Origin of the sequence: Bernardetia aquimarina, from assembly GCF_042180575.1 — a bacterium.
Lineage (GTDB): Bacteria > Bacteroidota > Bacteroidia > Cytophagales > Bernardetiaceae > Bernardetia.
The window spans coordinates 895,668-920,008 of the sequence record NZ_CP170094.1 but is presented as its reverse complement, the minus strand read 5'-3'; the positions used below and the strand labels follow the sequence as shown (position 1 = coordinate 920,008).

Below are 24,341 nucleotides of genomic sequence, written 5' to 3'. Positions count from 1 at the left end.
ATTGAATATCAAAAACTTATGCTTTAAAAAAATAGTATCTTAATTAACTTTTCTTTCCGTGCATATATTCTAATTTTGATTGAAAAATATAGGCGATAGAATTTGCTCTTTGTTTGGCTTCATCAGCTTTATTTCCTTCAAAAAGCTCATCAACTGTTCCAATAAATAAAGAAATCCAGTTTTCAAAATGAGTAGCATTAATAGGAAGAGGAATGTGTTTTTCAAATGGATTTCCTTTATAGCCTCCTTCTCCAAACAAAATTCCATTCCAAAAACGATACATGGTAGGTAAATGAGATTCCCAATGTACACCAGCAAAATCGTTAAAAATAGGCGATAAAAGCAGACTTTGATTTACTTTATCATAAAAAGTATCAACAAGTAATTTGATGTCTTCTTCATTCTGAATATCGTTTTTAAGGTTTTGTGTTATTGGTTTCATAGGTTTTTGATTGAGTTTTTTTAAAAATACAGTTATGATACAATTTTTTTATAGTTTTGTAAGGAGTTTTAAAAAATGATTCAAGGGATATTAAATGTTACCATGGTTGCCTAAAAGGTTGATAATAAGAAAGTTATTGAGAATCAAAACAGTCTTGTTTTCTATAATGTAAGAGTTTACAAATCATACACTATAAAAAAACGAACATTATTTAATTAATCGTGCTAACATTTATTAAAGTTTGTCTCAAATTTAATCATTCCACCTTATTAATTAAAAACATTGACAACACCAACGACTTCCCCCAGCCGTCGCATAGGATATTTAGATAGTATTAGAGGACTAGCAGCCTTAGCTGTTGTAATTTTTCATGCTAATATGTGGTTAGATTTCACAAAAGATCCTTATTTTAACAGTAGTATCCCTACTCACATTTTAAATATTGTTTTTAATGGATATAATGCTGTCTGTCTGTTTTTTGTTTTGAGTGGATTTGTTCTTTCTCTCAAATATGTTAATGAAGAAAATAAAGAAGTGTCTTATGCTGAGTTTATAATAAAGCGATTTTTTAGACTTTATCCAGGTTATTGGTTTGTATTGATTCTGACTTGTTTGTATAACCAAGTAGAACTACTTACTTTCTTAGAAGAACTTCCTCTCTTAATATTAAAAAAATGGTCTTTAATTACTCCTGTTTGGTCTATTCGAATAGAAATGAGAATGTCTCTTATATTTTTATCTCTGTTAATTTTAGCTTTTAGAAAAATAAAATTCCTTCTTATTTTAATACTTATATATTATTTTGTATTTGATTTTGAACTATATATACTACACTTTTTCTTAGGTATCTTGTTAGCAATAAATTTTGAAAAAGTAAAACAAATCAAGTTGAGTAAAACAAAAAGATATTTGTTGTTTCTCTTAGGGCTTGTTCTGTGTTCTTATGAGCAAATCCATTTTATAATTATTCCTCATAAAAACTTTACAGAAACTCATACCGAATTAGGTTTTTTTGTAGGCGCATTTGGGTGCATGATATGGCTCATGTTAGCTATGTCTGCTCCTAATTTTCAAAAGAAACTAGAAAGTAAGCCTTTATTGTTTTTGGGAGATATTTCTTATGGTCTATATATTGGTCATTGGTTTGTATTTGTAATTGTTTTAGAACCTCATTTTAGTTGGTTTTTATCTAAAATTGGATCGTATTATTTGACACATATTGTAGTTCGATATTTTATAATGACTTCTTTATCTCTGCTTTTTGCTGTATTTATTTATTACGTAATAGAAAAACCGTTTATCAAAATGGGTTATAAGATAGCTAAAAAATACAATGATAAATTAGTTTTTAAACTAAAATAATTTATTGTTCCTATTACAGTGTAACATAAGCTTGGTGATATTTTAAAAATCTTTTTGATACAAGTTATTATCAATAAAACGAACTGTCAGACACTTTCAAAAGTGTCAGTACAGTTAAAGAGCTAAACTATCAGACACTTCTGAACGGCTTTAGCCTTCAACGAAGTTAAAGTGTCTGATAGGAATAAAACAATCTCAAAATATATCTAAAATAAGACCATCCCTTGCTCTTAAATTACAAACATTTCAAAAAAGCCAATAAAGCTGTTTTTTCTTCATCGGATAAATCATTTTCGTTTAAAAAATATTCTAAATTATCTACACTTCCATTATGTAAATAAGGATATGTTTCGGAAATATGTCTTAGAGTTGGCGTTTTAAATTTTAAATAATCATCAGCATTTTCTGTAATTCGTTGCCTTCCTAACTCACTTTTATTCAGAATAGAGTTTATAGGATTTGTTATTTTTTTAGTATATAATATAGTATCCAAATGAGCAAAATGAAATTTGTAATCTGAAAACAAAGGCGCAATATGACAAGAGTTACAATGTTTATCAAAAAGCACTTGTCCCTTTAATTCTACTGCTGAAAATACAGTTTTTTTCTGTTTTATACTATCCCATTTTGTTATAAAATTAAACTCAGAGTTGGGAGAAGAAGGAGAAATAATTGTTCGTTGATATTGTGCTAAAGCTCTAAAAATCAAGGCATTTGTAATGGTATCATTTCCAAAAGCATTTCTAAATAAACGAGAATAAGTTGTATCTTTTTGTAATAAAAAAGGAAGTTTTTTCAAATCCATTGCCATTTCGTCTGGATGCTGAAGAGGTGCAGCAGGGAGCGATTCAAGGTTTTTTATTCCTCCATCTAAAAAAAGTCCGTTTTGTGAATAGGCTACATTTATAAGTGTTGGTGTATTGCGAGCAAGTTTATTTCCTGTTGTTCCTAAATTACTTCGTTCCAAATTATCAGCAAAATAATATTTTGGATGATGACACGTAGCACACGAAACTCTATTGTTTTTTGATAATTTTGTATCAAAGAAAAGCATTTTGCCTAAAATTACTCCTTCTTTTGTAGTAAAGTTTTGAGAAGGTGCTGCTGGGATAGAGGGCATATAAGAAGGCAAAATGATTGTATAGATTTCATTCCGATTTTCTTTATTTTTGCAAGAAAAAACCAATACAAGTAGAAAAATTAATTTCGTTAAACTAGAAGTAAAACTATGTCGTATTCTCATACACTAAATATAGAAAATCATTCTCACATAATTGGCAGGCAAGACGGAGTAACTGGAGATAGCATAAAAGCAAATGATACTATTGTTTTTTGTGCTGCTTGCCAGTCTGTTTTTTTGAAAGAGAGTTGGGAATATATGAACTCAACGCATTGTAATCAGTCTGAAACACTTGATTTTGTTCCTTCGCCTATTCCTAAATTGACAGCTAAAAAGAAAGGCGTAAAGCTTATTTTTGAAACATTTAATAATTTGAGAAAAGATTTTACAGAGTTTGTATTAAAAACGTCTTGTTTTTTTATTGCCATCTCTGTAGGGCTGTTATTACTGTTTTTTTATAACCTTTTACCAAGTTCTATAAAAGCAAACACAATTACTTCTTTCTTTTCTGTAACACTAATTATAGGAAATATCATAGGTTCAATTTCTCTCTACAATTTCCTTTTGGAAGCTAAGTCTATTAGAAAAATTACAGGAATAGATAAAAATACAATTCGTATTTTAGAAACAGGAATAGAACTTAGAAAGTATGAAATATATTCTATATATGAGATAAGACAGATAAATTATTCTAAAACCAAGAAGGAAAATAAACTTATAATTTATCTCAAAAATGGAGAAGTAATTTATTATTTATTTCCTAAAATAGACTATGAAGAAACAAAATCATTTTTATATGCACTTGTTTGGATAGCTCAATTTGTACCAGTTAGAGTATATACAGAAAATCAAAAAGAGCATGGATTTGCAAAAAGCATAGAACGAAATTATGTAGCCAAGTTTTTAGTTGTTGAAAATTCGTATGTGTTAGATGTTTATAATTAAATTTTTCTCAAAAAATGAATAGTCACAAATTAGATTCTCAAAATCATTCTCACATAATTGGCAGGCAAGACGGAGTTACTGGAGATAGCATAAAAGCAAATGATACTATTGTTTTCTGCTAGTTATTCGTCTGTTAGAAATTAGGTTACTTTTGTAATTGAAAAATAAATACTCATATCTTCTTACTTAACTTTTGAAATCTTGAAGAACATAAATATTATTCCAACCATCTCATTATTTTTACTATTTCTTAGTTCCTTTCCATCTTTTTCACAAGAAATTGCAACTGTTACAAAACCAAGTTGGGTTAAAGAAATAGCTGTTCCTTATGAAAAATTAGATACTTTAAAGAAAATGAATGAACACGGATTTTCTCAAGATGTATATCGTGAGATTCAAGTAAATTTAGATACAAAAGAGATGTTTATGAAGGTAATTTCTAAAACAGGTAAAGATGTAACTAGGACAAATCAACAACAAATTCATATAAATTATTCTTCTAAAGATACAGACAAGAAAATTATTGCAATTTCACTTATAAAAAATGGAAAAGAAGAAAATATTACAACAAAACTCAACTGGAATGAAGCTGAAAATAGAGAGTATGTTGCTAATAGATTATGGGAAGCTGAAAAGCATATACAATTTACTATTGATAAGGTAAGTGAAGAGGATATGTATGCTGTCAGTTCATTAGACAAATATTTGCGTACAGATGTAAGTATGGAGGAAGGCATTTTGCAGGGTGTTGAAGATAGTACCTATATTTATTTACGAGTTATTTCAAAAAAAACTCTCAATTACCAAACTTATAATGGCTTTCCTAAAGTAAATGTAACTAAAAAAGAAGGGTATTTTGAATATATAGCAGAAGGAATTGCCATTACTCCGTTTAAAGGAAGAGTTCCCACAGGTTTTGCATCGCCCTCTTTTATTTGTCTGTCAAAATATGATAATTTTGAGCAGGTAGGAAGGTCTTTTTCAAATCAGTTTATAGCTGATGATACTTCTATAAAAGCAATAGATAAATTATATATTCAATTAACAGAAGATGTCAAAAATGATTCTATCAAAATACAAAACATTATCAATTATGTACAAGATACACTCGTATATCAAGATTATGGATTAATACGAAGTTATCAACCTTCTTGGTGTATTCAAGGCAGTAGAGGAGATTGTAAGGCTAAATCACTTATTGCTATCGAATTATTCAAACGTGCTGGAATTAAGGCTGTCCCTGTTTTGGTAAATAGTCCGACATATTTTTCGCAGTTAGATTCTGTTCCTTCTATGTATAGTTTTAATCATGTGATTGTTCAATTTACGTTTAATGATAAAAAGATACTACTAGACCCAACAGCATTCAAACAAACAGATAAAATAGGAGCATATTCTATTGACAACTTTAAAAAAGGACTTGCACTTCATAAAGATAGTATAGAATGGATAGATATGCCATTGAATAAAAAAGGAAAAATAGAAATTCATGATATTTTTTCAGATACGATTACTAGAAAAGTTATTTTGAGTGGAGAATTTACTGAAAGAGGTGTTAATTTTAAAGAAGGAAACTCTAGAAGTCTATTTCACAGTGATTTTTTGGATTTTGAGGAAGATAACTATGCCATAGAGTCATTAAGAGATATAGCTTATGACCAATATTCAAAAAAAGAAAATTTAATATGTACAACTGTAAATAAAAAATACTATAACTCAGTTTCTCAAGATTCGTTAGTGCTTAGTCAAAAAGCATTTTATCCAGACTCTGTTGAAAGAAATTTTTATATAACAGTTATAGGCTCAGGTGGTAAAAGATTTAGTTTTGGAAGTGGAGTAGATTCAAGAGAGGAAGATAGTTTATATACTGGTTTGTGGGATTTGCCTTATATCAATCAAACAACTACAGCAACTTATGACAAAGATAAAGTCTATTTTACTCAAGATGATTTTGATAAGTTTGAAAAAGAATTTGAGATAAAAACTGACTTTGGTTATTACAAATGTCTAGTAGAGCAAAAGAATGATAAATTTGTTGTAAGACAAGATATTTTCGTTTCTGGAGGTTTGCCTTTTGATAGACTAAATGAACAAGAAGAGTTTAAAGAAAAAATAGAAATACATGCACAAGAAGTAACAAAGCTTGTTTTTGCTGAACGTATTAGAGAAGATGAAGAATGGAGAGCTAAGAAAAAGGAAGAGAATAGTAAAAAGTCTAAGCTCAAAAAGAAGAAGAAAAAATAATTTTCTCATAAAAATAAAAAGATTCCATGATGAAAAAAATAACTATCATTTTTCTATCTATAATTTGTTTTTCGTGTTCTCAAAACTCAAAAACAGAAGTTTCTTCTCAAAATTTTTCAAAAGATTCTATCAATCAAATCTCTAGTGAAATTGTCGAAGTAGAAAAAGATACATTACCACTTTTTGATACAACTATTTATATAAAATCAGAAAAACAAAAAGTAGATTCTCCAAAATCAGTTTCTCGCCAAATGGTAATTGATGATTTGTATGCTCATTTTAAGAAAAAGAATGTTTGTATAGAAGGTCATTTAGTAGGAAAACAAACGGAGTACAACGAAACAATCTGTGTTAGAGCAGATACAACAGAGTTTTACATGATAGATTTGAATGATGATAATCAATTAGATGCTATTGTAAAATACTGGCTTACTCCATGGGGAGCAAGTAGTCATTGTTTTCAACCTACAAAAAGTATAATGATAAATAAAAGTGGGAAATTTTTTTTAGAATATGAAGAGTTTATTCAAGATCATTACTTTATAGATAGCGTAAAGACAAATAAAGAAGAAACTATAATTTATGGTTACGAATATTTTTGTTATGACCATAAAGTAACAGGCTATTTTAAAGTCCATCTAAAACATTCCCATTAACCAAGCTATTTTAATTCTCAATCTTTCTTTGTATTTTTGTTAATTAATTTAAGCTCAAAATGTAGTTATAATTGTCAGACACTTTCAGAAGTGTCTGACAATTATAAAAAGAGAAATAAAATAATAAAAGCCTTCTAGCCCAGTAATTATATAAAGGGAATAATCTATATAGAACAACGTATGAAAAACATCAGAAATTTTTGCATCATTGCACACATTGACCACGGAAAAAGTACGCTTGCCGATCGTCTTCTCCAAACCACAAACACCATTACCGAACGCCAAATGCAGGCGCAAGTTTTGGATGATATGGATTTGGAACGTGAGCGTGGAATTACGATAAAAAGTCACGCTATTCAGATGAATTATATAGACCCTGAAACGAAAGAAGAATATACGCTGAATCTTATCGATACTCCAGGACACGTAGATTTTTCGTATGAGGTTTCTCGTTCGATTGCTGCTTGTGAAGGTGCTTTATTGATTGTAGATGCAGCACAAGGTATTGAGGCTCAGACTATTTCAAACCTTTATTTGGCTTTGGGAAATGATTTGACAATTATTCCTGTGATGAATAAAATTGATTTGCCAAGCGCACAACCCGAAGTCGTGGCAGATGAAATTATGAATTTGATTAGTTGTGAACGTGAAGATATTATTTCTGCTTCGGCAAAAGAAGGAATAGGCATTACAGAGATTTTAGATGCGATTGTGAAACGCATTCCTGCACCTGTTGGAAACCCTGATGAAGAACTTCAAGCACTTATTTTTGATTCTGAATACAATACGTACAGAGGAATTGAGGTAATTTTTAGAGTGATGAACGGCACAATCAAAAAAGGCGATAAAGTAAAATTTATGGCAACAGGAAAAGAATATGAAGCCGATGAAATTGGAATTTTAGGGTTAGAACAAAAGCCACAAAAAGAAATAAAAGCTGGAAATGTAGGTTATCTTATTTCTGGAATCAAACAAGCCAAAGAGGTAAAAGTAGGAGATACAATTACGCACATAGCCAAGCCGTGTAAGAAAATGATTGAGGGTTTTGAGAATGTAAAACCAATGGTTTTTGCAGGAATTTACCCAGTAGATACAACAGAGTTTGAAGAACTTCGTGCCTCTATGGAAAAACTTCAACTCAATGATTCTGCTCTTATTTGGGAACCTGAAACTTCGGCAGCCTTAGGTTTTGGTTTCCGTTGTGGATTCTTAGGAATGCTTCACATGGAAATTGTACAAGAGCGTTTGGAAAGAGAATTTGATATGACAGTTATTATGACTGTTCCTTCTGTTCGTTTTCAAGTTACAACCAAAAAAGAAGGCGTTTTCAATGTCAGCGCACCTTCCGAAATGCCAGACCCAGGGTTTTTAGAGAAGGTAGAAGAGCCATTTATTAGAGCAGCTATTATTACGAAATCGGATTATATTGGACAAGTTATCAAAATTTGTATGGATAATCGTGGTATTTTACTCAATCAATCATATTTGACTCCTGACCGTGTAGAAATGACTTTTGAGATGCCACTTGCAGAGATTGTATTTGATTTTTATGATAGACTCAAAACGGTATCTCGTGGTTATGCTTCCTTTGATTATGAACTTATTGGTCTTCGTCAGTCAAATATGGTTAAGCTAGATGTAATGCTTAATGGCGAACCTGTTGATGCTCTTTCTGCCATTGTACACCGAGATAAAGCGTATGAGTGGGGAAAACGCCTCTGTGAAAATTTAAAAACATTGCTTCCTCGTCAGCAGTTTGAAATTGCTATTCAAGCAGCTATTGGAGCGAAAGTAATTGCTAGAGAAACTATTTCAGCACTTCGTAAAAACGTAATTGCAAAATGTTATGGTGGAGATATTTCTCGTAAAAGAAAACTACTAGAAAAACAGAAAAAAGGTAAAAAACGTATGCGTCAGATTGGTTCGGTAGAAGTGCCACAAGAAGCATTTATGGCTGTTTTGAAAATTAATAACTAGAAATTAGTTACCAGTAAATAGTAATCAGTTAATTTCAAATTCGTTTTTAGTAAAAAAGCAATTTCATTTTTTTGGAGTTGCTTTTTTGTTTTGGTAGAAGTTTATTAAATTTGAGAAAACACAATCATTATTGATTATCCTGTTTTGGATAAGCGTATTGAAGGTTTGTTTTGTTTATGAACAAGTTGCTTAAATCAAAAAAGATGAATAGAATAATAACCATGTTGATGCTAATAATCTTGACTTCATGTGGACAAGAGAAAAATACTTCTGACATTAACACAAAAAATGAATTAAATGCTGATACAATAAAAACTAAAAAAGCAGAAGATATTTCAACTGATATTATTACCTACTTTACAGATTTTCAAACTGATAGTATAAAAATAGAGGTTGAAGCCTATATCGAAACACAAAGATTTTTACCTAAAGACTGCCTTCCGTTGAAATTTCTTCCTCTACTTGATAATAAGATTCCACAAACACAATCAGAATCGACAGGCGCAAAACCAGTTGGTAAAATTAAAATAAATAATAATCACTATTTTTTGGTCATAGTTCAACAAGATGATTATGGACCTATTTACTACGGTTTAACTTATGATTCAGATAAAAACAAAATTCAGAATAGTGATAAAATTGCTGAGATTTGGGGAGATGCAGGGGATTCACAAATAACGTATTCTATTGTATCTGTTACAGAACAGAAAGTTCAAATTGATAAATTCATTGAAACTTGTCATGCTAACCTTGAAGTTCCAGAGGAGGAAATGATGGAAACAGATATGGAATGCTCTGATTCAACAGCAACAATTGAATTTAAAATAAATACAGATTAAGCATGAGAGATATTCCATTTCCCCAAAAAAACCTACAAATTTACTTGTAGGTTTTTTTATGCTTTTCATTTAGCCAATCATTTTTTTATCTTTGGTATAGCTATTTCTCTTAAAATGTGTTTATTTATAGAAAAATGGCTTATTGTACCATTCCCCTTTGATGCTGAAATAAATCAAGCAAAATTAAAATTATGAAAAAGAGTATTCTAATATATATATCATTTCTTACTATTGTATTCCTTCCTTTTACTTTATTGGCTCAAACCAATGAAGCTAGTGGAAATGAAGAAGATACCGAAGAAACAGAAAAAGAGCCTCCTTATGACAAAAAATGGAATATTGACATTATAGGGGAGTTTTTCGAAAATCAGCGTACAGCACCACTTATATTAATTGATTCAGTAGAAAATGTATATTTAGCAGGGACTTTTTCGGAAGAACTCAAAATAAATGCACAAACTAGCCTCAAAAGTAAAGGTGGAACAGATGCTTTTTTATTAAAATTTGATACAAACGGAAAACTTCTATGGAAAAAACAAGCTGGAGGAATAAAAGATGATTATGTCGGTTCGCTACGAATTGCAAAAGAAGGAGGTGTGATTTTGTCTGGACACTTTGAAGATTCTACTGTCTTTGATAGAATAAAAGCAGATATAAAAGAAGGAGGATATGTTGCTAATTATGATAAAAATGGAACAGTTCTTTGGGTCAAAACAGAAAATAAAACAGCCTATTCTTTACCTCAAACCGATCGTCAGCTTAATCTTTATCTAGCAGAAGCCTATAAAGATAAAGTAAAAATAGATACAAATATAATTAATAATCCTACTCGTTATTACAATAGCTATCTATCCAAATATGATAATAATGACAAATTAGAATGGTTTACGATTATTAATAAAATGAATAAAAATGGACGTGGAGAAGTCAAAACGTCTGATATGGCAATCGATAATGATGGAAATATTTTTTTAGGTGGAACATTCAAATATGCTCCTGTTTTTGATAATATAGAAATCCGTAGTGGAAAAGAAGACGATATTTTTTTAGCAAAATACAATAGTGAGGGTAAGTTAGGTTGGGTTTTGCAGCTTACCAATAGTGATGATTCTTATACAGTAGATAGAGTTTTTATCCATGATGGAAATGTTTGTCTTCGTGCAACAGCTTATTTGATAGAAAACGGAGATACAACCGAAACACATCATCAATTTGAATACAATGAACACGCTACTTCGGTAGAATATCATGCCTTTTATGGCTGGGAAACAGGAGAAACGATTACAGGCGACTCACTCAATTATCAGTATAGTAATTTCACACAAAACACAGTCAAAAATACAGTTTATAAATTTGGAATTATAGGTAATAAACTTATGCTTATGAAGTTTCTTAGAAAACCTTTAACTAATGCTAGAAAAGAAGAGGAGTAAGTTTTAGTAAGATTTTAATTTATTCTGTATGGCTTCATAATTCCAACTTAATCTACTCATATTATAGTCTGGATGCTCCTTAATAATTTTCTTTAACTCGTTATCTGGATTCATAATCATATTTTCAATAGAGTCAGAAAAAAGTTGAAGGATATGTTTTGAATTTATCCAGTTTACAATTTTATCTGAAATCTCTTTCTCCATAAAATAAGTAAAAAATGTATGATAATCTTTTTTAGGTATTTCTGATTCAATTAATTCAATGAAGTGATAAGTGTTTTTTATAGAAATAGAGTCTTGCCAGTATTTGAATAAAACAGATAAGTCTAGTTTTGTTTTGTCAAACATTATTAGAATAGAATCTATATGTTCACTACCAACAGGAGGGTATATTTCTAAATAATGACTAAAAAATGTTATCATAAATTCATTCAATAATCTCCATTCTTCTTCTGTCCAATTTTTCTTAGCAAAATGTCCAACACGAGTAAGTGAAAGTTCTGCTGAGTGAGAAGGATAATCAAACTCAGCTACTAATTCTAAGAAACGAGGTAAAAAATACTTAGTTTCTTCTAAATTGAGATTTTTTGGCTGTGCAGAGTCTTGGTAGTGTGCTAAAGCATCTCTACTAATTTTTTTTAAAGGAGTTTCTATCAAATAATTCTCTTCTTCCTCTGTAACACAACAAATTCTACAAGCATCTATAGGCTTAGAAATTGTATAATTACCAAAAATTTCATAGGCTCTTTTTATAGTTGTTTTAAGTTCAGAGTTCATTTACTTAAGTGTTATTTGATTTATATTCAGATTTTATCCAACAAAAAAATCTATCAAAAAATTATAATTTGATAGATTTTTAAATGTATTTTCTTAGTGTATCAAAAAATTAATTTCTTCTATTCATTTCATCTCTAATTTTGGCAGCTCGTTCATAATCCTCATTTGTAACAGCTTTTTCCATTTCAGCTTCTAATTCTGTTACTGACATCGCTTCTAAAGAAACGGCTTTTTTCTTTGTTTTCTTTTTCTTAGGCTCTTTTGCACTTTCTTCTTGTTCTAGTGCTTCTCCTTCTTCAGAAGTATTTGTTGTTGTTATTCCTGCTTCACTCATAATATTTTCTGTCGTGAAAATAGGTGCATCAAAACGCAAACCAATAGCAATAGCATCAGAAGGACGTGCATCTACGATTATTTTTTTGCCTTCACGTTCATCTATATAAATCATTTCTGCATAAAAAATGCCTTCACGAAGGTCAGAAATTATAATTTCGTTGAGTTTGAATTGAAACTGTGTAGCCAAAGATTTGAATAAATCATGCGTCATAGGACGAGTAGAAGTAACTTTTTCTATTTCAATAGCGATTGCCTGTGCTTCAAATCTACCTATGATGATAGGCAAACGACGATTACCTTCTTCTTCCTCCAAAATTAAGGCAAAAGAATCAGATTGAGATTGGCTAGAGGAAAGTCCTAATATTTGTAAGCGAATTTTGTTCACAAGTTCGAGGTATAGAAGTGATATAAAAAATTATCTTTAAAAATACTGTTTATTTATCTTTAATTGTATCTAAAAATACAGCTAGGTTATGTCTAATTATGTCCTAAAAAATCACGTACAAAACTACAAAAAAATGTTTTGAAAGCCTAAAACGATTCTTAAAACTATTGGTTATTAAATTTTATAATCCATTACTAAAGTATAACATTGTCATCCAAAATTTAATATATTTCTTACAAACTTCAAAGTCTTTATAAAGTTTGATGTATTTTTGTAAAAACAGAGTAAAATATAAGACTAGGTTTATCAAACATCTATAATTACCTAATTTATTAAATTATAGAAATGATATAGATTCTTTAATTATTTCTCTGATTATTTTGAGTAAATTAAATAAAAATTTTAAGATACCTATATGACTTCTAAATCTTCGTTAAAAGACTCTGTATCAAATTCTAAAGTAGATTCTACAATGAAATTTAAAAACCAAACTGATTTTTATCAAGGAAAAGTAAGAGATGTATATTCTTTTCCCAACGTTGTAGCTATGGTTGCCTCTGACCGTATTTCTGCTTTTGATGTGGTTTTGCCAAAACCAATTCCGTATAAAGGACAAGTTTTGAATCAACTGGCAGCTTATTTTCTTCAAAATGCAAAAGATATTGTTCCTAATTGGTTCGAAACAAGTCCACATCCACAAGTTAGTATTGGTAAAAAAGCCAAAACATTGCCTGTGGAAATGGTTATTCGTGGTTATTTGGCTGGACATGCTTGGAGAACTTACCAAGAAGGTAAACGAATTTTGTGTGGTGTAGAATTGCCAGAAGGAATGAAAGAAAATGATAAATTTTCATCTCCTATCATAACACCATCTACAAAAGCCGAAAATGGAGCGCATGATGAAGATATTTCGGAAGAAGAAATTTTGAAACAAGGCTTAGTTACAGCAGCTCAATGGCAAAAAATGCTAGAATATACGCAGGCACTTTTTAGAAGAGGAACTGCACTTGCTGCCGAACGTGGGCTTATTTTGGTAGATACAAAATATGAATTTGGTGTGTATCAGAATGAAGAAGGAGAAGAAGATGTTATTTTGATAGACGAAATTCATACGCCAGATTCTTCTCGTTATTTTTATGCTAAAGAATACCATGAAAAACAAGAAAAAGGCGAACGTCAAAACCAGCTTTCAAAAGAATTTGTAAGAGAGTGGCTCATGGAAAATGGTTTTCAAGGAAAAGAAGGACAAAAAATTCCTAAAATGACCGAAGAAGTAATTGACAGAATTTCGCAACGTTATTGCCATCTGTATTTTTTATTGACAGGAAAAGAATTAAATAAAAATCCAGATGTAATGAATGAAAAAAGCATCGAAGAGTCAGTTATAAATTATCAGAAATCTGTTGTCAGTTAATTTTATTTTTTATTAACTTGATTATATTTACTATTTTGTTGGTCTGTAATTTGGGTATATCTCATTTTGTCGTTTTTTATTTATTGCAAGCATTTTTTAATGTAGCAACACCAATAACATCATTTCGCAAAAACGACATTTTGAGATGTACCCTATAATCTCTAATTATACTCATACGCTTTTGGTTTTCGAAAAAATAAACCTGTCAGACACTTTAACTTCATTGAGGGCTAAAGCCGTTCATAAGTGTTAGTACAGTTACATAGAACGAACTATCTGATACTTTGAAGGTATCGATAGAAGAAAATTCGAAATCTAATTACGGATGAGTATAGCATCACTAAAGATTTATTTTGTAATTAAATTATTTGTTTTGAAAAAAATACTATTTCCTCTTTTAGCTTTATTGATTAGTTTGCTTGTGTATGCGTATATGCGAACTGAAGTTTATGATTTTTCAGATAAAGATTTGAAAGTCATTCATGATGCTGACCGAATAGCTGTGCAACTTGTGGCAGAAAAGCGAGTGAAAAATAATGCTTTTATAGAAAGATTTAGAAGCTATTTAGATGAAAATGGAAAAGCAAGTATTGGTGTAAATACATTGCAACGAATCAAACAAGTACAAACACTTTCTTCTGATTTGTTGCAACAAAGTAATGAAATTAGAGCGCAATGGCTTCAAAATCCTGATGAAAAACCAACTGATTTACTGTTTGCTTTTGGAACTGCCCAGCAAGAATATATTTCTAAGCTAAGGAGTTTTACAGAAATTTCTTTGTCTAATTCTGAAATTCTAAATCCTCTTTTTATTGACCCTACAAAAACAAATAATATTTCAAATTCAGATAGCAAAACAGAAAACACATCACAAGACAAACAACAAAATGATTTTGATGTAGAAGATTTTGTAAGCTATTTTGATAATCTTCCTGTTGCTGTTCGTTTGTATGCACTTACTTCAATGGATGCTGCGATTGCCAACCGAGAAGCAGAAGCTATCTATTATATTAGTCAGAAAATAGATTACCCTATTTTTGAAATAAATAATTTTGTAAGTATAGTTACTCCTAATGAAATTATTCTTTCAGAAGGAGATATGTATCAAGCCAAAATGAAGATAGTGGGGGTTTCATCGTTCAGCAAGCCTCAATTAGAATTAGAAAATAAAGAAGTCTATCAAGACCTCAAAACCCAAGAAAAAAATGGAATGGTAAATCTTTCGTTTGTAGCACAAGCAGATAATTACGACGAGCGTGGATTGGCTTTCAAAACGTGGACAGCAGAAGTGAAAATACAACTTCCAAATGGAAAAGATTCTACATTCCTTTTACAAGAAAATTATATCGTCAGAAAAAATAGAAATGGTAGCCCTACAACACCTACTGAAATCAATCCAAATGAAAGTAATATAATTTATGATGAGCCTACAAATATTGAGTAAAAACAACGTGTTTTTCTCAAAAAAAGACTTGTATAACATTTCCCAAAAATGTATTTTTGTATAAACTTCTTTCAGTTCATTATACAGCAAAAAATACGTGGAAAAATCGCACTCAAACACAAGTCAGTCTTTACGAACGGTTTCAGAAAATAATTTTGGTATTAATCAAACCATAAAGTATTTTGAACAGTCGCTTGAAAAACCTCATAATTACGTCCGAATAGCAAAACAGTATTTAGTTTTTACGATGGAATTTAATTTTGCTATCGACAAAATGAGCATAGAAATGTTTGTTGAAAAGAAAGCAGCCGTTTATAAAACTGCGTGTAGAAAATTCTTAAAATTTGCTCAAAAAAATGATATTCATAGAGTTTATGATGACACTACCCCAAATTATAAAGGAAATAAATATGTTTTGGCTTTCCTTGCCAATGCACAATTAAGTGAAAATAGCAAAGAAACATATTCTAGAGCATTGCAAGAATTCTATTCTTTTATGGATACAAAATCTCTCCCTCCTAATCGTACAACTGTTTTGGCTTTTGTGCAGCAATGCAAAAATAATGGACTGAGTCCACATACTACGAATACCTATTTATCAGCCATAAAGCAGTTTGTACAGTTTTGTGTGTTGAAACGAGATGATTTGAAAATAGAAGAAAAATTAGTAGAGCAAATGCGTGATGTAGCCTATGTAAAAGTGTTGAAAACAGGAGGAACAACCAAAAAATACGCTAAGGATTCGCTCACAGAACAAGAACGTACTCATTTATTAAACTCAATTACCAACTCAAAAGACAAAGCGATTATCGGACTTATGGCTTATCAAGGCTTACGAACGGTTGAGGTAGTTCGTTTGTCGTGGAAAGATATAAAAGTACAAGAAGGAAAAAATTATTTAGCTGTTTGGGGAAAAGGGCGAGAAGAAAAAGAACTCATTCCACTCTTACCAGAAACATATAAGATTTTGATTGATTACCAGATGTCTATCACTCGTGCAGAGGGAAGTATGTTTGATTTTAAAGAAACGAGTAGCATCAGAAAAATCACCAATAAATGGCTAAAAGAAGCAGGACTAAAACGTGAAAATGTTTCTGCACACAGTTTGCGCCATACTGTTGCACAGCTTATGCTTGATAAAGGCATTCCAAAACCAATGGTTCAACGTTTTCTACGACACAAATCTGAATCTATGACTAGCACCTACACAGCAAAACAAGAAGATAGAGAGTTTTTGAATTATGAGTTTTGAAAGTTACAAAAATATGGAAGCAGTTCAAATGACAGTTGAAAATATATTTTATCTTAGTGATGGCTTGACAGTTTTTGTTGGTAAATTAACTGGGCAGGTATCTTCAGGTAAGAAAACAACTTGGAAAGTATTGAAAGATGAGAATGAAATCCAACAAGTTATAATTAGTAGTTTTCGCATGTCTTCTTCTCTATCAAGCAAAGGTTTGACAGCATTAGAAACAAGGACTAAAATATGTGATAAATTGTTAGATGCTGAAAAATACCGTATAGAACTTGTGAAAATTATAGATTAATTTATTGCTATCTACAAAGACTCTACAACTTAGCAGGGTGAAAATCTAAATTACATATCTATGAATGAAGAAATTAAAGAAATTGTACCCCCCCCCATCTGGCGCAAGGTTCTGCCTTGTGTCTATAATTTTGTCAGCATATGCTGACGAAAAAAACAGTGCAAGATAGAATCTTGCACTATAATAATATCTTTTTCCTTCGTTCTTAACTCTTCCAACTCAAAACTATTTTTTTTATATCTTGTATAAGACACAAACAAGAACATCAAAATAAAAATGAAATAGTAGGCTGTTGGGAAGAAAATGAAATGACAGAAGAACTTTTAGTTATGATAAAGAGATAATCTATGAAGGATGTAATTGACACAAATATTTAGGGCATGTTCATAAACACTTTGTCAGTAGTTTTTTGGTAATCCAAAATAACTCTGATAATAGTTTAATTGAGAAGTGCTTATTTTTTAAACTATTGACAGCCTTTTGAAAGGACTGTCAAAGTTAAAAAAATGCTATACCCCAAAGGTAATAATGCTTGTTTTCATTATTTCTTGATTACATCTAAATCACAAATTCATAAATATCCTTCACATTTACTTTACAGCCTAAAACCTCTAAAACACCTTCTAATCCTAAAACTTCTTCTACAAATTTATTTTCATTTTCTAGCTGACGAGTATATACTTTTGGTTCTTTTTTAGTTTTTGGTTTTCCATTTTCATCTTCTTCTGTCAAATCACTTTCTATCATAATATACTGTTTGAGTGATTTCATTTTCCTATAACATTCAAATTTTTCGTCTTTATCATAAGCCGTTGTAGAAGCCGAAAGTATTTCTATAATTACAGTAGGTTCTTTGAGAGCATACGCTCCTCGTTTCATTTTTTCTTTTTTTAGTTCCCCACAATAAATATGAAGGTCGGGATACAAAAATGCTTTTGCACATGCTTGAGTAAATAATTTTACATCTCCAGTAATTAATGAACATCCTTTTTCTCTCAAACATTTATTCAAAAGTTCTACTAACATATTACTAATCATGTTATGTTCAATCGTCGTTCCTGCCATCGAACGAATCGTGCCATTTATGTATTCCAATTTTTCGCCTGTGACCTCTTCCATCCTAAAATACTCTTCTAGACTTGCTTTATTCTGTGTAATTCCCATTTTTTTATTATTTATGTTCATCGTTTACTAAAGATACAAAAAATAACTTTCTAATCTTCAAAGCTACTTTTTAATCACATTCAAATAAAATTTCTCTACTTGTTCTCTTGCCCAAGGCGTTTTACGTAAAAATGTCAGACTAGATTTTATAGAAGGATTATTTTTAAAACAATTTATATTTACTTGTTTTGCCATTTTTTCCCAGCCTTGTTTTTCTACTAAGATTTCTAAAATATCAGCTAATTTTACTCCGTGTAAAGGGTCATTAGATTTATGATTAGAATGATTGTTAGGTTGCTCATTTTGAGAAGTTGATTTTTCGTCCATTTTTTAAATTATTTTGATGAGATTTTATAATTGTATTTTTATTTTATCCAAAAATAGAAAAATAATTGTGATAATTTTTAGGAAAGAGGCTGATAAAATATATATTTTAACGAACCTTTTTTTTTGTAGTCCGTTAAAAGAATGATTTTAGAAAACAATCAAGAAAGCAAAATCTGATAAAAGAGAGAAACAATTTTTTCTTAAAGAATTAAAGAGGTTTTTTCTATTATATTAGATAATTATTTTGTAGAAGCTGGAATTTTGTTAAATTAGCTTATTGTTATTTCAGTTCATTCAATCAAGACAATTTTTATATTATTCATCATTTTTAATCTATATTATTTTTATGGCAAATTCAGATAACGGTGGTTTAGGTGTAGTAACATTCATAGCAGGACTAGCAGTAGGCGCATTAGTAGGTGTTTTGATGGCACCAGAAGCAGGCGACAAAACTCGTGGTCGTATTGCACGCAAATCAAATGACCTTTTAGAAGATTTGGAAGGACAAGTAGAAATTACAAAGCATAAAGTAAATCAATTTAACGAATCTATGAAAGAACGTGCAAATACACTTGCAGCCGAAGCAAAATCAAAAGCAAATGAACTTGCAGCAAAAGCAAAAAATCAAACTGGAAGTACGCCAGCAACAGATGGCGAAGAAGCATAGTTTCTAATCGTATTATTAAAAGTAAAATCACTTTTTAAAGAATCTTAATCTACCTTATTATTAGATTAAGATTCTTTTTTTTGTATTTTCGTTTTTTATTGTGGTTTCATTTGGTTTTATCAGATAAAGACAAATAGTATTTTATCACTTACCATTTACCACTTATAACTTATCACTAAAAAGCTATTCTATGCAACATTTCTCATTACAACTACGAACTATATTTTCTAGTTTGGTCTTACTTTCTCTCTTTACAGCCTGTAATCCAGAGAAAAAAACGACAGAAACGAACACAGATTCTATTACAGAAACCGATTCTACTGCTCAAATGAATACTTCCACGCCTACTGATATTCATACGTATGCTCTTCCAGAAGATGCAAAAATTACTCATTTAGACTTAAAATTAAATGTAGATTTTGAAAACAAAATGCTTTCAGGGATTGCTACTTATGATATAGAAGTTCAGAATAATATGTACAAAATTTACTTAGACACTCGTAGTCTGACCATCGAAAATGTAGAAGTAGATGGACAAAAAGCAAATTTTGAGCTTGCAACTGAAGACGAAAATTTAGGACAAAAACTAACTATTCCAGTTACTCCTCAATCTCAAAAAGTAACTATTACTTACAAAACCTCATCAGATGCAGAGGCTTTGCAATGGCTTGCTCCTTCACAAACGGCAGGAAAGAAAAGCCCATTTTTGTTTACTCAATCACAAGCTATTTTGGCTCGTACTTGGGTACCGACACAAGATAGCCCAGGGATTCGTTTTACTTATACAGCCGAAGTAACTGTTCCTAAGGAGCTTATGGCAGTGATGAGTGCAGAAAATCCTCAGCAAAAAAATGATTCTGGTGTTTATAACTTCAAAATGGAACAACCAATTCCTGCTTATCTTTTAGCTTTGGCAGTTGGAGATTTACGTTTTCAGCCGATTGGAGAGCGCACAGGCGTTTATGCAGAGCCTTCTATGATTTCTAAAGCTGCTTATGAGTTTGAAGAAATGGACAAAATGCTAGAAGCTGCTGAAAAACTCTATGGAAAATATGCGTGGGGACGTTATGATTTAATTGTTTTGCCTCCTAGTTTTCCTTTTGGTGGAATGGAAAATCCTCGTCTTACTTTTGCAACACCTACTATTTTGGCTGGCGACCGTTCGCTTACTTCTTTGGTGGCTCATGAGTTAGCTCACTCGTGGTCTGGAAACTTAGTTACGAATGCGACATGGAATGACTTTTGGCTAAATGAAGGTTTTACTGTTTATTTTGAGAACAGAATAATGGAAGAAGTTTATGGAAAAGATTATGCTGAAATGTTGGCTTTGATTTCTTATCAAGATTTGAAAGACGAAGTAGATGCAATGACAAAAGCAGGAAATGCAGAAGACACCAAACTCAAACTTGACCTTACAGGGCGTAATCCTGATGACGGAGTTACTTCAATCGCTTATGACAAAGGATTCTATCTTTTAAAATTGATTGAAAATACAGTTGGAAGAGAAAAATTTGATGTTTTCTTGAATCAATATTTTACAGAATACGCTTTCAAAACAACAAATACAGAAGATTTTCTAACTTATTTAGATAAAAATCTTCTTTCGCAGGTAGAAGGTTCTATGGAGACAATTAATCCAAAAGAATGGATTTATGAAACAGGAATTCCTTCTAGCATTCCAAAAATTGAATCAGAGCGTTACGACAAAGCCATCGCAGCAGCACAATCTTGGAAAGATGGAACGCCAGCAGCACAGTTAGATACAAAAGATTGGTCGTATCAACAATGGTTGTTTTTCCTTCGTGCTTTACCGAATGAGCTTAGTTCACAACAAATGGACGAACTAGACAAACAATTTAAGTTCTCTGATACAGGAAATAATGAAGTTCTGGGAGAATGGCTTGTAAAAGTAGCTCATAATGAGTACGAAAAATCATATCCACAACTGCGTAAATTCTTGGTTAATGTAGGAAGACGTAAATTTTTAAGTCCTATTTATTCAGAACTTATCGCAAATGCAAAAACACTTCCGTTAGCAAAAGATATTTTTGAGGAAGCAAAACCAAATTATCATTTTGTTTCTTCTTCTAGCATTGAAAAGATGTTGGCAGGGAAGTAAAATCATTTTTTTAGCCTCTAAGAATTGTAAAAACCTTAGAGGCTTTTTAATTTTTAACTCCTAAAATTTATGCGTTATTTTTCATGTCTGATTTTCATTTTTTTACTTACTTCTTGTGATTTTTCACAAAGTGGGGTTTCTGCTGAAGAGTATAAGGCTTTAGTAGATTTTTATAAAGCTACTGATGGAGATAATTGGCACAGAAATACGGGTTGGGATATTAATCAAGATCCAAATAAAAATACAGTAAGTAATGACTGGTTGGGAGTGTATATAGAAAATCATCACGTAAAATCTATTTATTTGGAGCAAAATAATGTAGATGGAAAAATTCCATCTTCTATTCAACATCTGACCGATTTAGAATCTATTTCACTTCATACCAATTCAATAGTATCAATTCCAAATACGATTGGAGAACTAAAAAACCTTAAAGACCTTCGCTTGTCAGCAAATAAGATAGAACAAGTTCCTATTGAAATTGGAAGTCTAAAGAAGTTAAAGGTTCTTTATTTAAGTAAAAATCCTATAAATAATTTACCGAATGAAATTGGGAAATGTGAAAGTTTGGAAACTTTGTATTTAGGTAGTTTAGAAGGATTTCCAAAAGGAATTATAAAACTCAAGAATTTAAAATATCTAGATATCTCGTTGAAAAACTTTGAAGACCTTCCTTCTGAATTTTCAGAATTAAGAGAAAATAATCTTTATTTGAGTATAAGTGGATTAAATGGAAAAATTCCTTCTGTAATCTTTGAGTTAGATAGTCTTAGGTCATTAAATCTACGTTTAAATAAAATCAAAAGTCTTCCAAAAGAAATTAGCAATCTTAAAAAATTAGAGATATTAGATTTAGGAATTAATAAGATAGAGAATATACCGATTGAAATACAAGAGTTGAAAGAATTGATGTACATTGATTTGAGTGGAAATAAATTAAAAGAATTTCCTAAAGAGATATTATCCTTAAAAAATATGCAAGTTCTTTATTTACAGAGCAATAAAATACCAACTGTTCCAATAGAAATTGGAAATCTAAAAAAACTCAAAACGCTATATCTTTCTGATAATAAAATTACTCATTTGCCCAAAAGTATAAACAGTCTTCCAAAACTGTATCTTTTTGAGGCAGATAAAGAACTTATTGAAAATAGAAAAGAAATAAAAGAACTCAATGAATAATGATTGAAGAGTAATCCTACTTAAAACATAACACAATCACATCCTTCCAAACACTTAAAAAGATTCAAGATATTTCGTTCTCTAAGCGAATAATAAACATTTTTTCCTTCTCTTTTTGAAGATAAAATTCCTTTTAGTTTCATATTCGAAAGATGATGAGAAGTAAGCGATTGTTCTACTTCTAAGCCTTCACAAATTTGATTGACTGATAGGCGTTCTGTTTTTTCTAACAATTTCAAAATACCTAAACGAACAGGATGAGCAACCGTTTTCAAGATAAAAGCTGTTCGTTCTAGTGTTTCTACATCAATTTGTAATGTTTTTTCTTCAAGATTTGATTCTGTATTATTTTTTAAATTAGATTCCATAATTGATTTTCAGTTTTACCAAGTAATTACTTTTCCCCTTTTTAATTTTAAGAACCTATAAATCAACACTTGTTTATATGTTCATATAAGTTAGGTAACGGAAAAATAGCCTTTTTAGTTATTCTCATACTAGAATTGCAAATTAGTTTTTCAAATTCTTCATCACTTTCCAATCTTTCCAAGTAATAAAAAAATAAGCAACCAAAAATAAAGGAGGAATACCCCAAAAAATAATAAAAGTCAGTTCATTTTCATTAGCAGGATTATCCAAAACAAAAAATACAACTATAAAAACTATCAAATAAATGATGGCACTTATGGCATGTATTTTTCGATATGTTTCCACTTCTTTCGAATAACTTCCTTGAAAAATATGATATGTCATTCCAATAGAATTATAAAGCGCAATAGGAAGCAAACTAAAAAGCCCCAAAATCATAAAATAACCACTTGTAAAAGATAAAACTCCAAAAATAAGAAGTAATCCAAAGAAAAAACATTGAATATAAAAATCAATGGTTAAAAAGGGTTGTTTGTTGGGATTGAGAGTTGTATTTTTCATAATTTACTAGAAGTAAAATTAAAGCTTTGAGTGATTTTGTGTTTCTTTCATTGCTTTCCAATCTTGCCAAGTAATTATAAAATAAGCGACTAAAAAAATAAGAGGAATAGCCGAGATAACATAAAAAACAAGTCCTTCATCTATCAAATTATCTTTGAGATAAAATAATATTCCAGCAATCGACATAAATCCTAACACAGCATGAATTATCCTAAAAATAACTACACTTTTAGAATAACTTCCCATAAAAATATGATAGATAAGACCAGCAGAATTATAAAGAGCAACAGGAACAATCAGCCACAAACCAATCGCAGCAAAAAGCCCATCAAAAATAGATAAAATAGCAAGCACAACGGCTACTCCTGAAAAAAAAGCTTGTGCATAAAAATCAAAGGAGAGAAAAGATTTTTTATTTGGTTTGGACGAAAACATAATAGTTGTTTTGTAAGTATAAGTGCATTTACTTTCAAAACGTATAATTTTAATTGAAAGTTGTTGTGAATAAGTAATTTAGGTGCTATTTGTTAGTTTTGTCTAGTATTTCCAACAAAAAATCTACTAATGTAGTGGGAGAGCATTCTTCTGTGATGGCACTAAACTGAACTGTTCCTGTTTCTAATTGAAAGCATGTTTTTCCAATTTGATTATTATTCTCATCAAAAAAGGTAAGCTGAATAAAAGTTTTGTCTATTCCATCAGTATAAACACATTTTTTTTTCCATTTCCAAAGTGGTTTTTTTCGAATAATAAGTTGTAGTATTTCGTGGGCTGCAATTTCTTGAATCATAATTTTAAATAGTTTATAAAGCGTGATTGTGTGTGTTTATTTTATGTTTCTCTAAGTAAAATACTAATTTTTTATGAAACTGATAAACTTAACCCTCAATTTTTATAAGTTTTATAAAAAAAGTAGTCTGCCCTATTACTTTACTCGTTTTGCATACCTTTATAAATGATATATTATATCATAATTAATAAGATATTAAGTATATTTGTAACTATCTACCAAATATCAACAGAATAAATTT

The 24,341-nt window shown here is 30.4% G+C and carries 24 protein-coding genes; 14 read left to right on the top strand and 10 right to left on the bottom strand.

Features of this window, described 5'->3' with window-relative positions; genetic code table 11:
• Window positions 1–43 precede the first annotated feature (43 nt).
• Window positions 44–442 carry a group III truncated hemoglobin gene (locus tag ACE193_RS03815; protein ID WP_375561688.1) on the bottom strand — a complete coding sequence of 133 codons (399 nt, stop codon included), beginning with the start codon at window positions 440–442 and terminating at the stop codon, window positions 44–46.
• A 282-nt stretch (window positions 443–724) separates the two neighbouring features.
• Between ACE193_RS03815 and ACE193_RS03810 the strand changes: the two genes are divergently transcribed.
• Window positions 725–1,804, top strand: a complete 1,080-nt coding sequence (locus ACE193_RS03810) for an acyltransferase family protein (RefSeq protein WP_375561687.1) — start codon at window positions 725–727, stop codon at window positions 1,802–1,804.
• Between the two features lie 235 nt (window positions 1,805–2,039).
• Here the strand turns inward: ACE193_RS03810 and ACE193_RS03805 are convergent, their stop codons facing one another.
• A complete protein-coding gene (locus ACE193_RS03805; protein WP_375561686.1) occupies window positions 2,040–2,924 on the bottom strand; it encodes a cytochrome-c peroxidase in 885 nt (294 codons plus the stop codon).
• Between the two features lie 108 nt (window positions 2,925–3,032).
• Here ACE193_RS03805 and ACE193_RS03800 point away from each other — a divergent pair, with 108 nt between their 5' ends.
• From ACE193_RS03800 to ACE193_RS03775, 6 genes are all read left to right on the top strand, one after another.
• Window positions 3,033–3,869: a hypothetical protein gene (locus ACE193_RS03800; RefSeq protein ID WP_375561685.1), complete on the top strand. Its 837-nt coding sequence runs from the start codon at window positions 3,033–3,035 to the stop codon at window positions 3,867–3,869.
• A gap of 201 nt (window positions 3,870–4,070) precedes the next feature.
• A complete protein-coding gene (locus ACE193_RS03795; protein ID WP_375561684.1) occupies window positions 4,071–6,113 on the top strand; it encodes a transglutaminase domain-containing protein in 2,043 nt (680 codons plus the stop codon).
• 29 nt (window positions 6,114–6,142) lie between these two features.
• Window positions 6,143–6,769: a hypothetical protein gene (locus ACE193_RS03790; protein ID WP_375561683.1), complete on the top strand. Its 627-nt coding sequence runs from the start codon at window positions 6,143–6,145 to the stop codon at window positions 6,767–6,769.
• A 180-nt stretch (window positions 6,770–6,949) separates the two neighbouring features.
• Entirely contained in the window at window positions 6,950–8,746 is a 1,797-nt protein-coding gene (lepA, locus tag ACE193_RS03785) for a translation elongation factor 4 (protein WP_375561682.1), read from the top strand.
• Between the two features lie 203 nt (window positions 8,747–8,949).
• A complete protein-coding gene (locus tag ACE193_RS03780; protein ID WP_375561681.1) occupies window positions 8,950–9,585 on the top strand; it encodes a hypothetical protein in 636 nt (211 codons plus the stop codon).
• A 191-nt stretch (window positions 9,586–9,776) separates the two neighbouring features.
• Window positions 9,777–11,018, top strand: coding sequence for a hypothetical protein (locus tag ACE193_RS03775; RefSeq protein WP_375561680.1), 1,242 nt, complete (start codon window positions 9,777–9,779; stop codon window positions 11,016–11,018).
• A gap of 3 nt (window positions 11,019–11,021) precedes the next feature.
• Here ACE193_RS03775 and ACE193_RS03770 read toward each other — a convergent pair whose 3' ends face one another.
• Both ACE193_RS03770 and ACE193_RS03765 read right to left on the bottom strand, forming a co-directional pair.
• A complete protein-coding gene (locus tag ACE193_RS03770) occupies window positions 11,022–11,795 on the bottom strand; it encodes a hypothetical protein (RefSeq protein ID WP_375561679.1) in 774 nt (257 codons plus the stop codon).
• A gap of 109 nt (window positions 11,796–11,904) precedes the next feature.
• Window positions 11,905–12,516 carry a bifunctional nuclease family protein gene (locus ACE193_RS03765; RefSeq protein WP_375561678.1) on the bottom strand — a complete coding sequence of 204 codons (612 nt, stop codon included), beginning with the start codon at window positions 12,514–12,516 and terminating at the stop codon, window positions 11,905–11,907.
• 415 nt (window positions 12,517–12,931) lie between these two features.
• Between ACE193_RS03765 and ACE193_RS03760 the strand changes: the two genes are divergently transcribed.
• The 4 genes from ACE193_RS03760 (at window position 12,932) to ACE193_RS03745 (ending at window position 16,921) form a co-directional block, all read left to right on the top strand.
• Window positions 12,932–13,930, top strand: coding sequence for a phosphoribosylaminoimidazolesuccinocarboxamide synthase (locus ACE193_RS03760; protein WP_375561677.1), 999 nt, complete (start codon window positions 12,932–12,934; stop codon window positions 13,928–13,930).
• Between the two features lie 373 nt (window positions 13,931–14,303).
• Window positions 14,304–15,374 carry a hypothetical protein gene (locus tag ACE193_RS03755; protein ID WP_375561676.1) on the top strand — a complete coding sequence of 357 codons (1,071 nt, stop codon included), beginning with the start codon at window positions 14,304–14,306 and terminating at the stop codon, window positions 15,372–15,374.
• A 97-nt stretch (window positions 15,375–15,471) separates the two neighbouring features.
• On the top strand, window positions 15,472–16,626 hold the full coding sequence (locus tag ACE193_RS03750) for a tyrosine-type recombinase/integrase (protein ID WP_375561675.1): 1,155 nt from the start codon (window positions 15,472–15,474) through the stop codon (window positions 16,624–16,626).
• Between the two features lie 13 nt (window positions 16,627–16,639).
• A complete protein-coding gene (locus tag ACE193_RS03745) occupies window positions 16,640–16,921 on the top strand; it encodes a hypothetical protein (protein ID WP_375561674.1) in 282 nt (93 codons plus the stop codon).
• A 558-nt stretch (window positions 16,922–17,479) separates the two neighbouring features.
• On the opposite strand, the gene ACE193_RS03740 is transcribed toward ACE193_RS03745, so the two are convergent.
• Window positions 17,480–18,085 carry a Uma2 family endonuclease gene (locus ACE193_RS03740; RefSeq protein ID WP_375561673.1) on the bottom strand — a complete coding sequence of 202 codons (606 nt, stop codon included), beginning with the start codon at window positions 18,083–18,085 and terminating at the stop codon, window positions 17,480–17,482.
• A gap of 63 nt (window positions 18,086–18,148) precedes the next feature.
• On the bottom strand, window positions 18,149–18,412 hold the full coding sequence (locus tag ACE193_RS03735) for a VF530 family DNA-binding protein (RefSeq protein ID WP_375561672.1): 264 nt from the start codon (window positions 18,410–18,412) through the stop codon (window positions 18,149–18,151).
• 346 nt (window positions 18,413–18,758) lie between these two features.
• On the opposite strand from ACE193_RS03735, the gene ACE193_RS03730 reads away from it, so the two are divergent.
• From ACE193_RS03730 to ACE193_RS03720, 3 genes are all read left to right on the top strand, one after another.
• Window positions 18,759–19,079 (top strand): YtxH domain-containing protein, encoded by a 321-nt coding sequence (locus tag ACE193_RS03730; protein ID WP_375561671.1) that lies wholly within the window; start codon window positions 18,759–18,761, stop codon window positions 19,077–19,079.
• Between the two features lie 190 nt (window positions 19,080–19,269).
• Complete coding sequence (locus tag ACE193_RS03725; protein ID WP_375561670.1) at window positions 19,270–21,198, top strand: M1 family metallopeptidase; 1,929 nt, start codon at window positions 19,270–19,272, stop codon at window positions 21,196–21,198.
• Between the two features lie 69 nt (window positions 21,199–21,267).
• A complete protein-coding gene (locus ACE193_RS03720) occupies window positions 21,268–22,380 on the top strand; it encodes a leucine-rich repeat domain-containing protein (protein ID WP_375561669.1) in 1,113 nt (370 codons plus the stop codon).
• A gap of 20 nt (window positions 22,381–22,400) precedes the next feature.
• On the opposite strand, the gene ACE193_RS03715 is transcribed toward ACE193_RS03720, so the two are convergent.
• The 4 genes from ACE193_RS03715 to ACE193_RS03700 form a co-directional block, all read right to left on the bottom strand.
• Complete coding sequence (locus ACE193_RS03715) at window positions 22,401–22,748, bottom strand: ArsR/SmtB family transcription factor (protein ID WP_375561668.1); 348 nt, start codon at window positions 22,746–22,748, stop codon at window positions 22,401–22,403.
• Window positions 22,749–22,890: 142 nt separating this feature from the next.
• On the bottom strand, window positions 22,891–23,310 hold the full coding sequence (locus ACE193_RS03710) for a hypothetical protein (protein ID WP_375561667.1): 420 nt from the start codon (window positions 23,308–23,310) through the stop codon (window positions 22,891–22,893).
• A gap of 18 nt (window positions 23,311–23,328) precedes the next feature.
• Window positions 23,329–23,745: a hypothetical protein gene (locus ACE193_RS03705; protein WP_375561666.1), complete on the bottom strand. Its 417-nt coding sequence runs from the start codon at window positions 23,743–23,745 to the stop codon at window positions 23,329–23,331.
• Window positions 23,746–23,830: 85 nt separating this feature from the next.
• Window positions 23,831–24,100 carry a hypothetical protein gene (locus ACE193_RS03700; protein WP_375561665.1) on the bottom strand — a complete coding sequence of 90 codons (270 nt, stop codon included), beginning with the start codon at window positions 24,098–24,100 and terminating at the stop codon, window positions 23,831–23,833.
• Window positions 24,101–24,341: the final 241 nt, after the last annotated feature.

Coding starts and splice junctions, on each gene's coding strand:
- ACE193_RS03815 (WP_375561688.1), bottom strand. CDS start 442: ATGAAACCAATAACACAAAACCTTAAAAACGATATTCAGAATGAAGAA.
- ACE193_RS03805 (WP_375561686.1), bottom strand. CDS start 2,924: ATGCCCTCTATCCCAGCAGCACCTTCTCAAAACTTTACTACAAAAGAA.
- ACE193_RS03800 (WP_375561685.1), top strand. CDS start 3,033: ATGTCGTATTCTCATACACTAAATATAGAAAATCATTCTCACATAATT.
- ACE193_RS03790 (WP_375561683.1), top strand. CDS start 6,143: ATGAAAAAAATAACTATCATTTTTCTATCTATAATTTGTTTTTCGTGT.
- lepA (WP_375561682.1), top strand. CDS start 6,950: ATGAAAAACATCAGAAATTTTTGCATCATTGCACACATTGACCACGGA.
- ACE193_RS03780 (WP_375561681.1), top strand. CDS start 8,950: ATGAATAGAATAATAACCATGTTGATGCTAATAATCTTGACTTCATGT.
- ACE193_RS03775 (WP_375561680.1), top strand. CDS start 9,777: ATGAAAAAGAGTATTCTAATATATATATCATTTCTTACTATTGTATTC.
- ACE193_RS03770 (WP_375561679.1), bottom strand. CDS start 11,795: ATGAACTCTGAACTTAAAACAACTATAAAAAGAGCCTATGAAATTTTT.
- ACE193_RS03760 (WP_375561677.1), top strand. CDS start 12,932: ATGACTTCTAAATCTTCGTTAAAAGACTCTGTATCAAATTCTAAAGTA.
- ACE193_RS03745 (WP_375561674.1), top strand. CDS start 16,640: ATGGAAGCAGTTCAAATGACAGTTGAAAATATATTTTATCTTAGTGAT.
- ACE193_RS03740 (WP_375561673.1), bottom strand. CDS start 18,085: ATGGGAATTACACAGAATAAAGCAAGTCTAGAAGAGTATTTTAGGATG.
- ACE193_RS03735 (WP_375561672.1), bottom strand. CDS start 18,412: ATGGACGAAAAATCAACTTCTCAAAATGAGCAACCTAACAATCATTCT.
- ACE193_RS03730 (WP_375561671.1), top strand. CDS start 18,759: ATGGCAAATTCAGATAACGGTGGTTTAGGTGTAGTAACATTCATAGCA.
- ACE193_RS03725 (WP_375561670.1), top strand. CDS start 19,270: ATGCAACATTTCTCATTACAACTACGAACTATATTTTCTAGTTTGGTC.
- ACE193_RS03720 (WP_375561669.1), top strand. CDS start 21,268: ATGCGTTATTTTTCATGTCTGATTTTCATTTTTTTACTTACTTCTTGT.
- ACE193_RS03715 (WP_375561668.1), bottom strand. CDS start 22,748: ATGGAATCTAATTTAAAAAATAATACAGAATCAAATCTTGAAGAAAAA.
- ACE193_RS03710 (WP_375561667.1), bottom strand. CDS start 23,310: ATGAAAAATACAACTCTCAATCCCAACAAACAACCCTTTTTAACCATT.
- ACE193_RS03705 (WP_375561666.1), bottom strand. CDS start 23,745: ATGTTTTCGTCCAAACCAAATAAAAAATCTTTTCTCTCCTTTGATTTT.
- ACE193_RS03700 (WP_375561665.1), bottom strand. CDS start 24,100: ATGATTCAAGAAATTGCAGCCCACGAAATACTACAACTTATTATTCGA.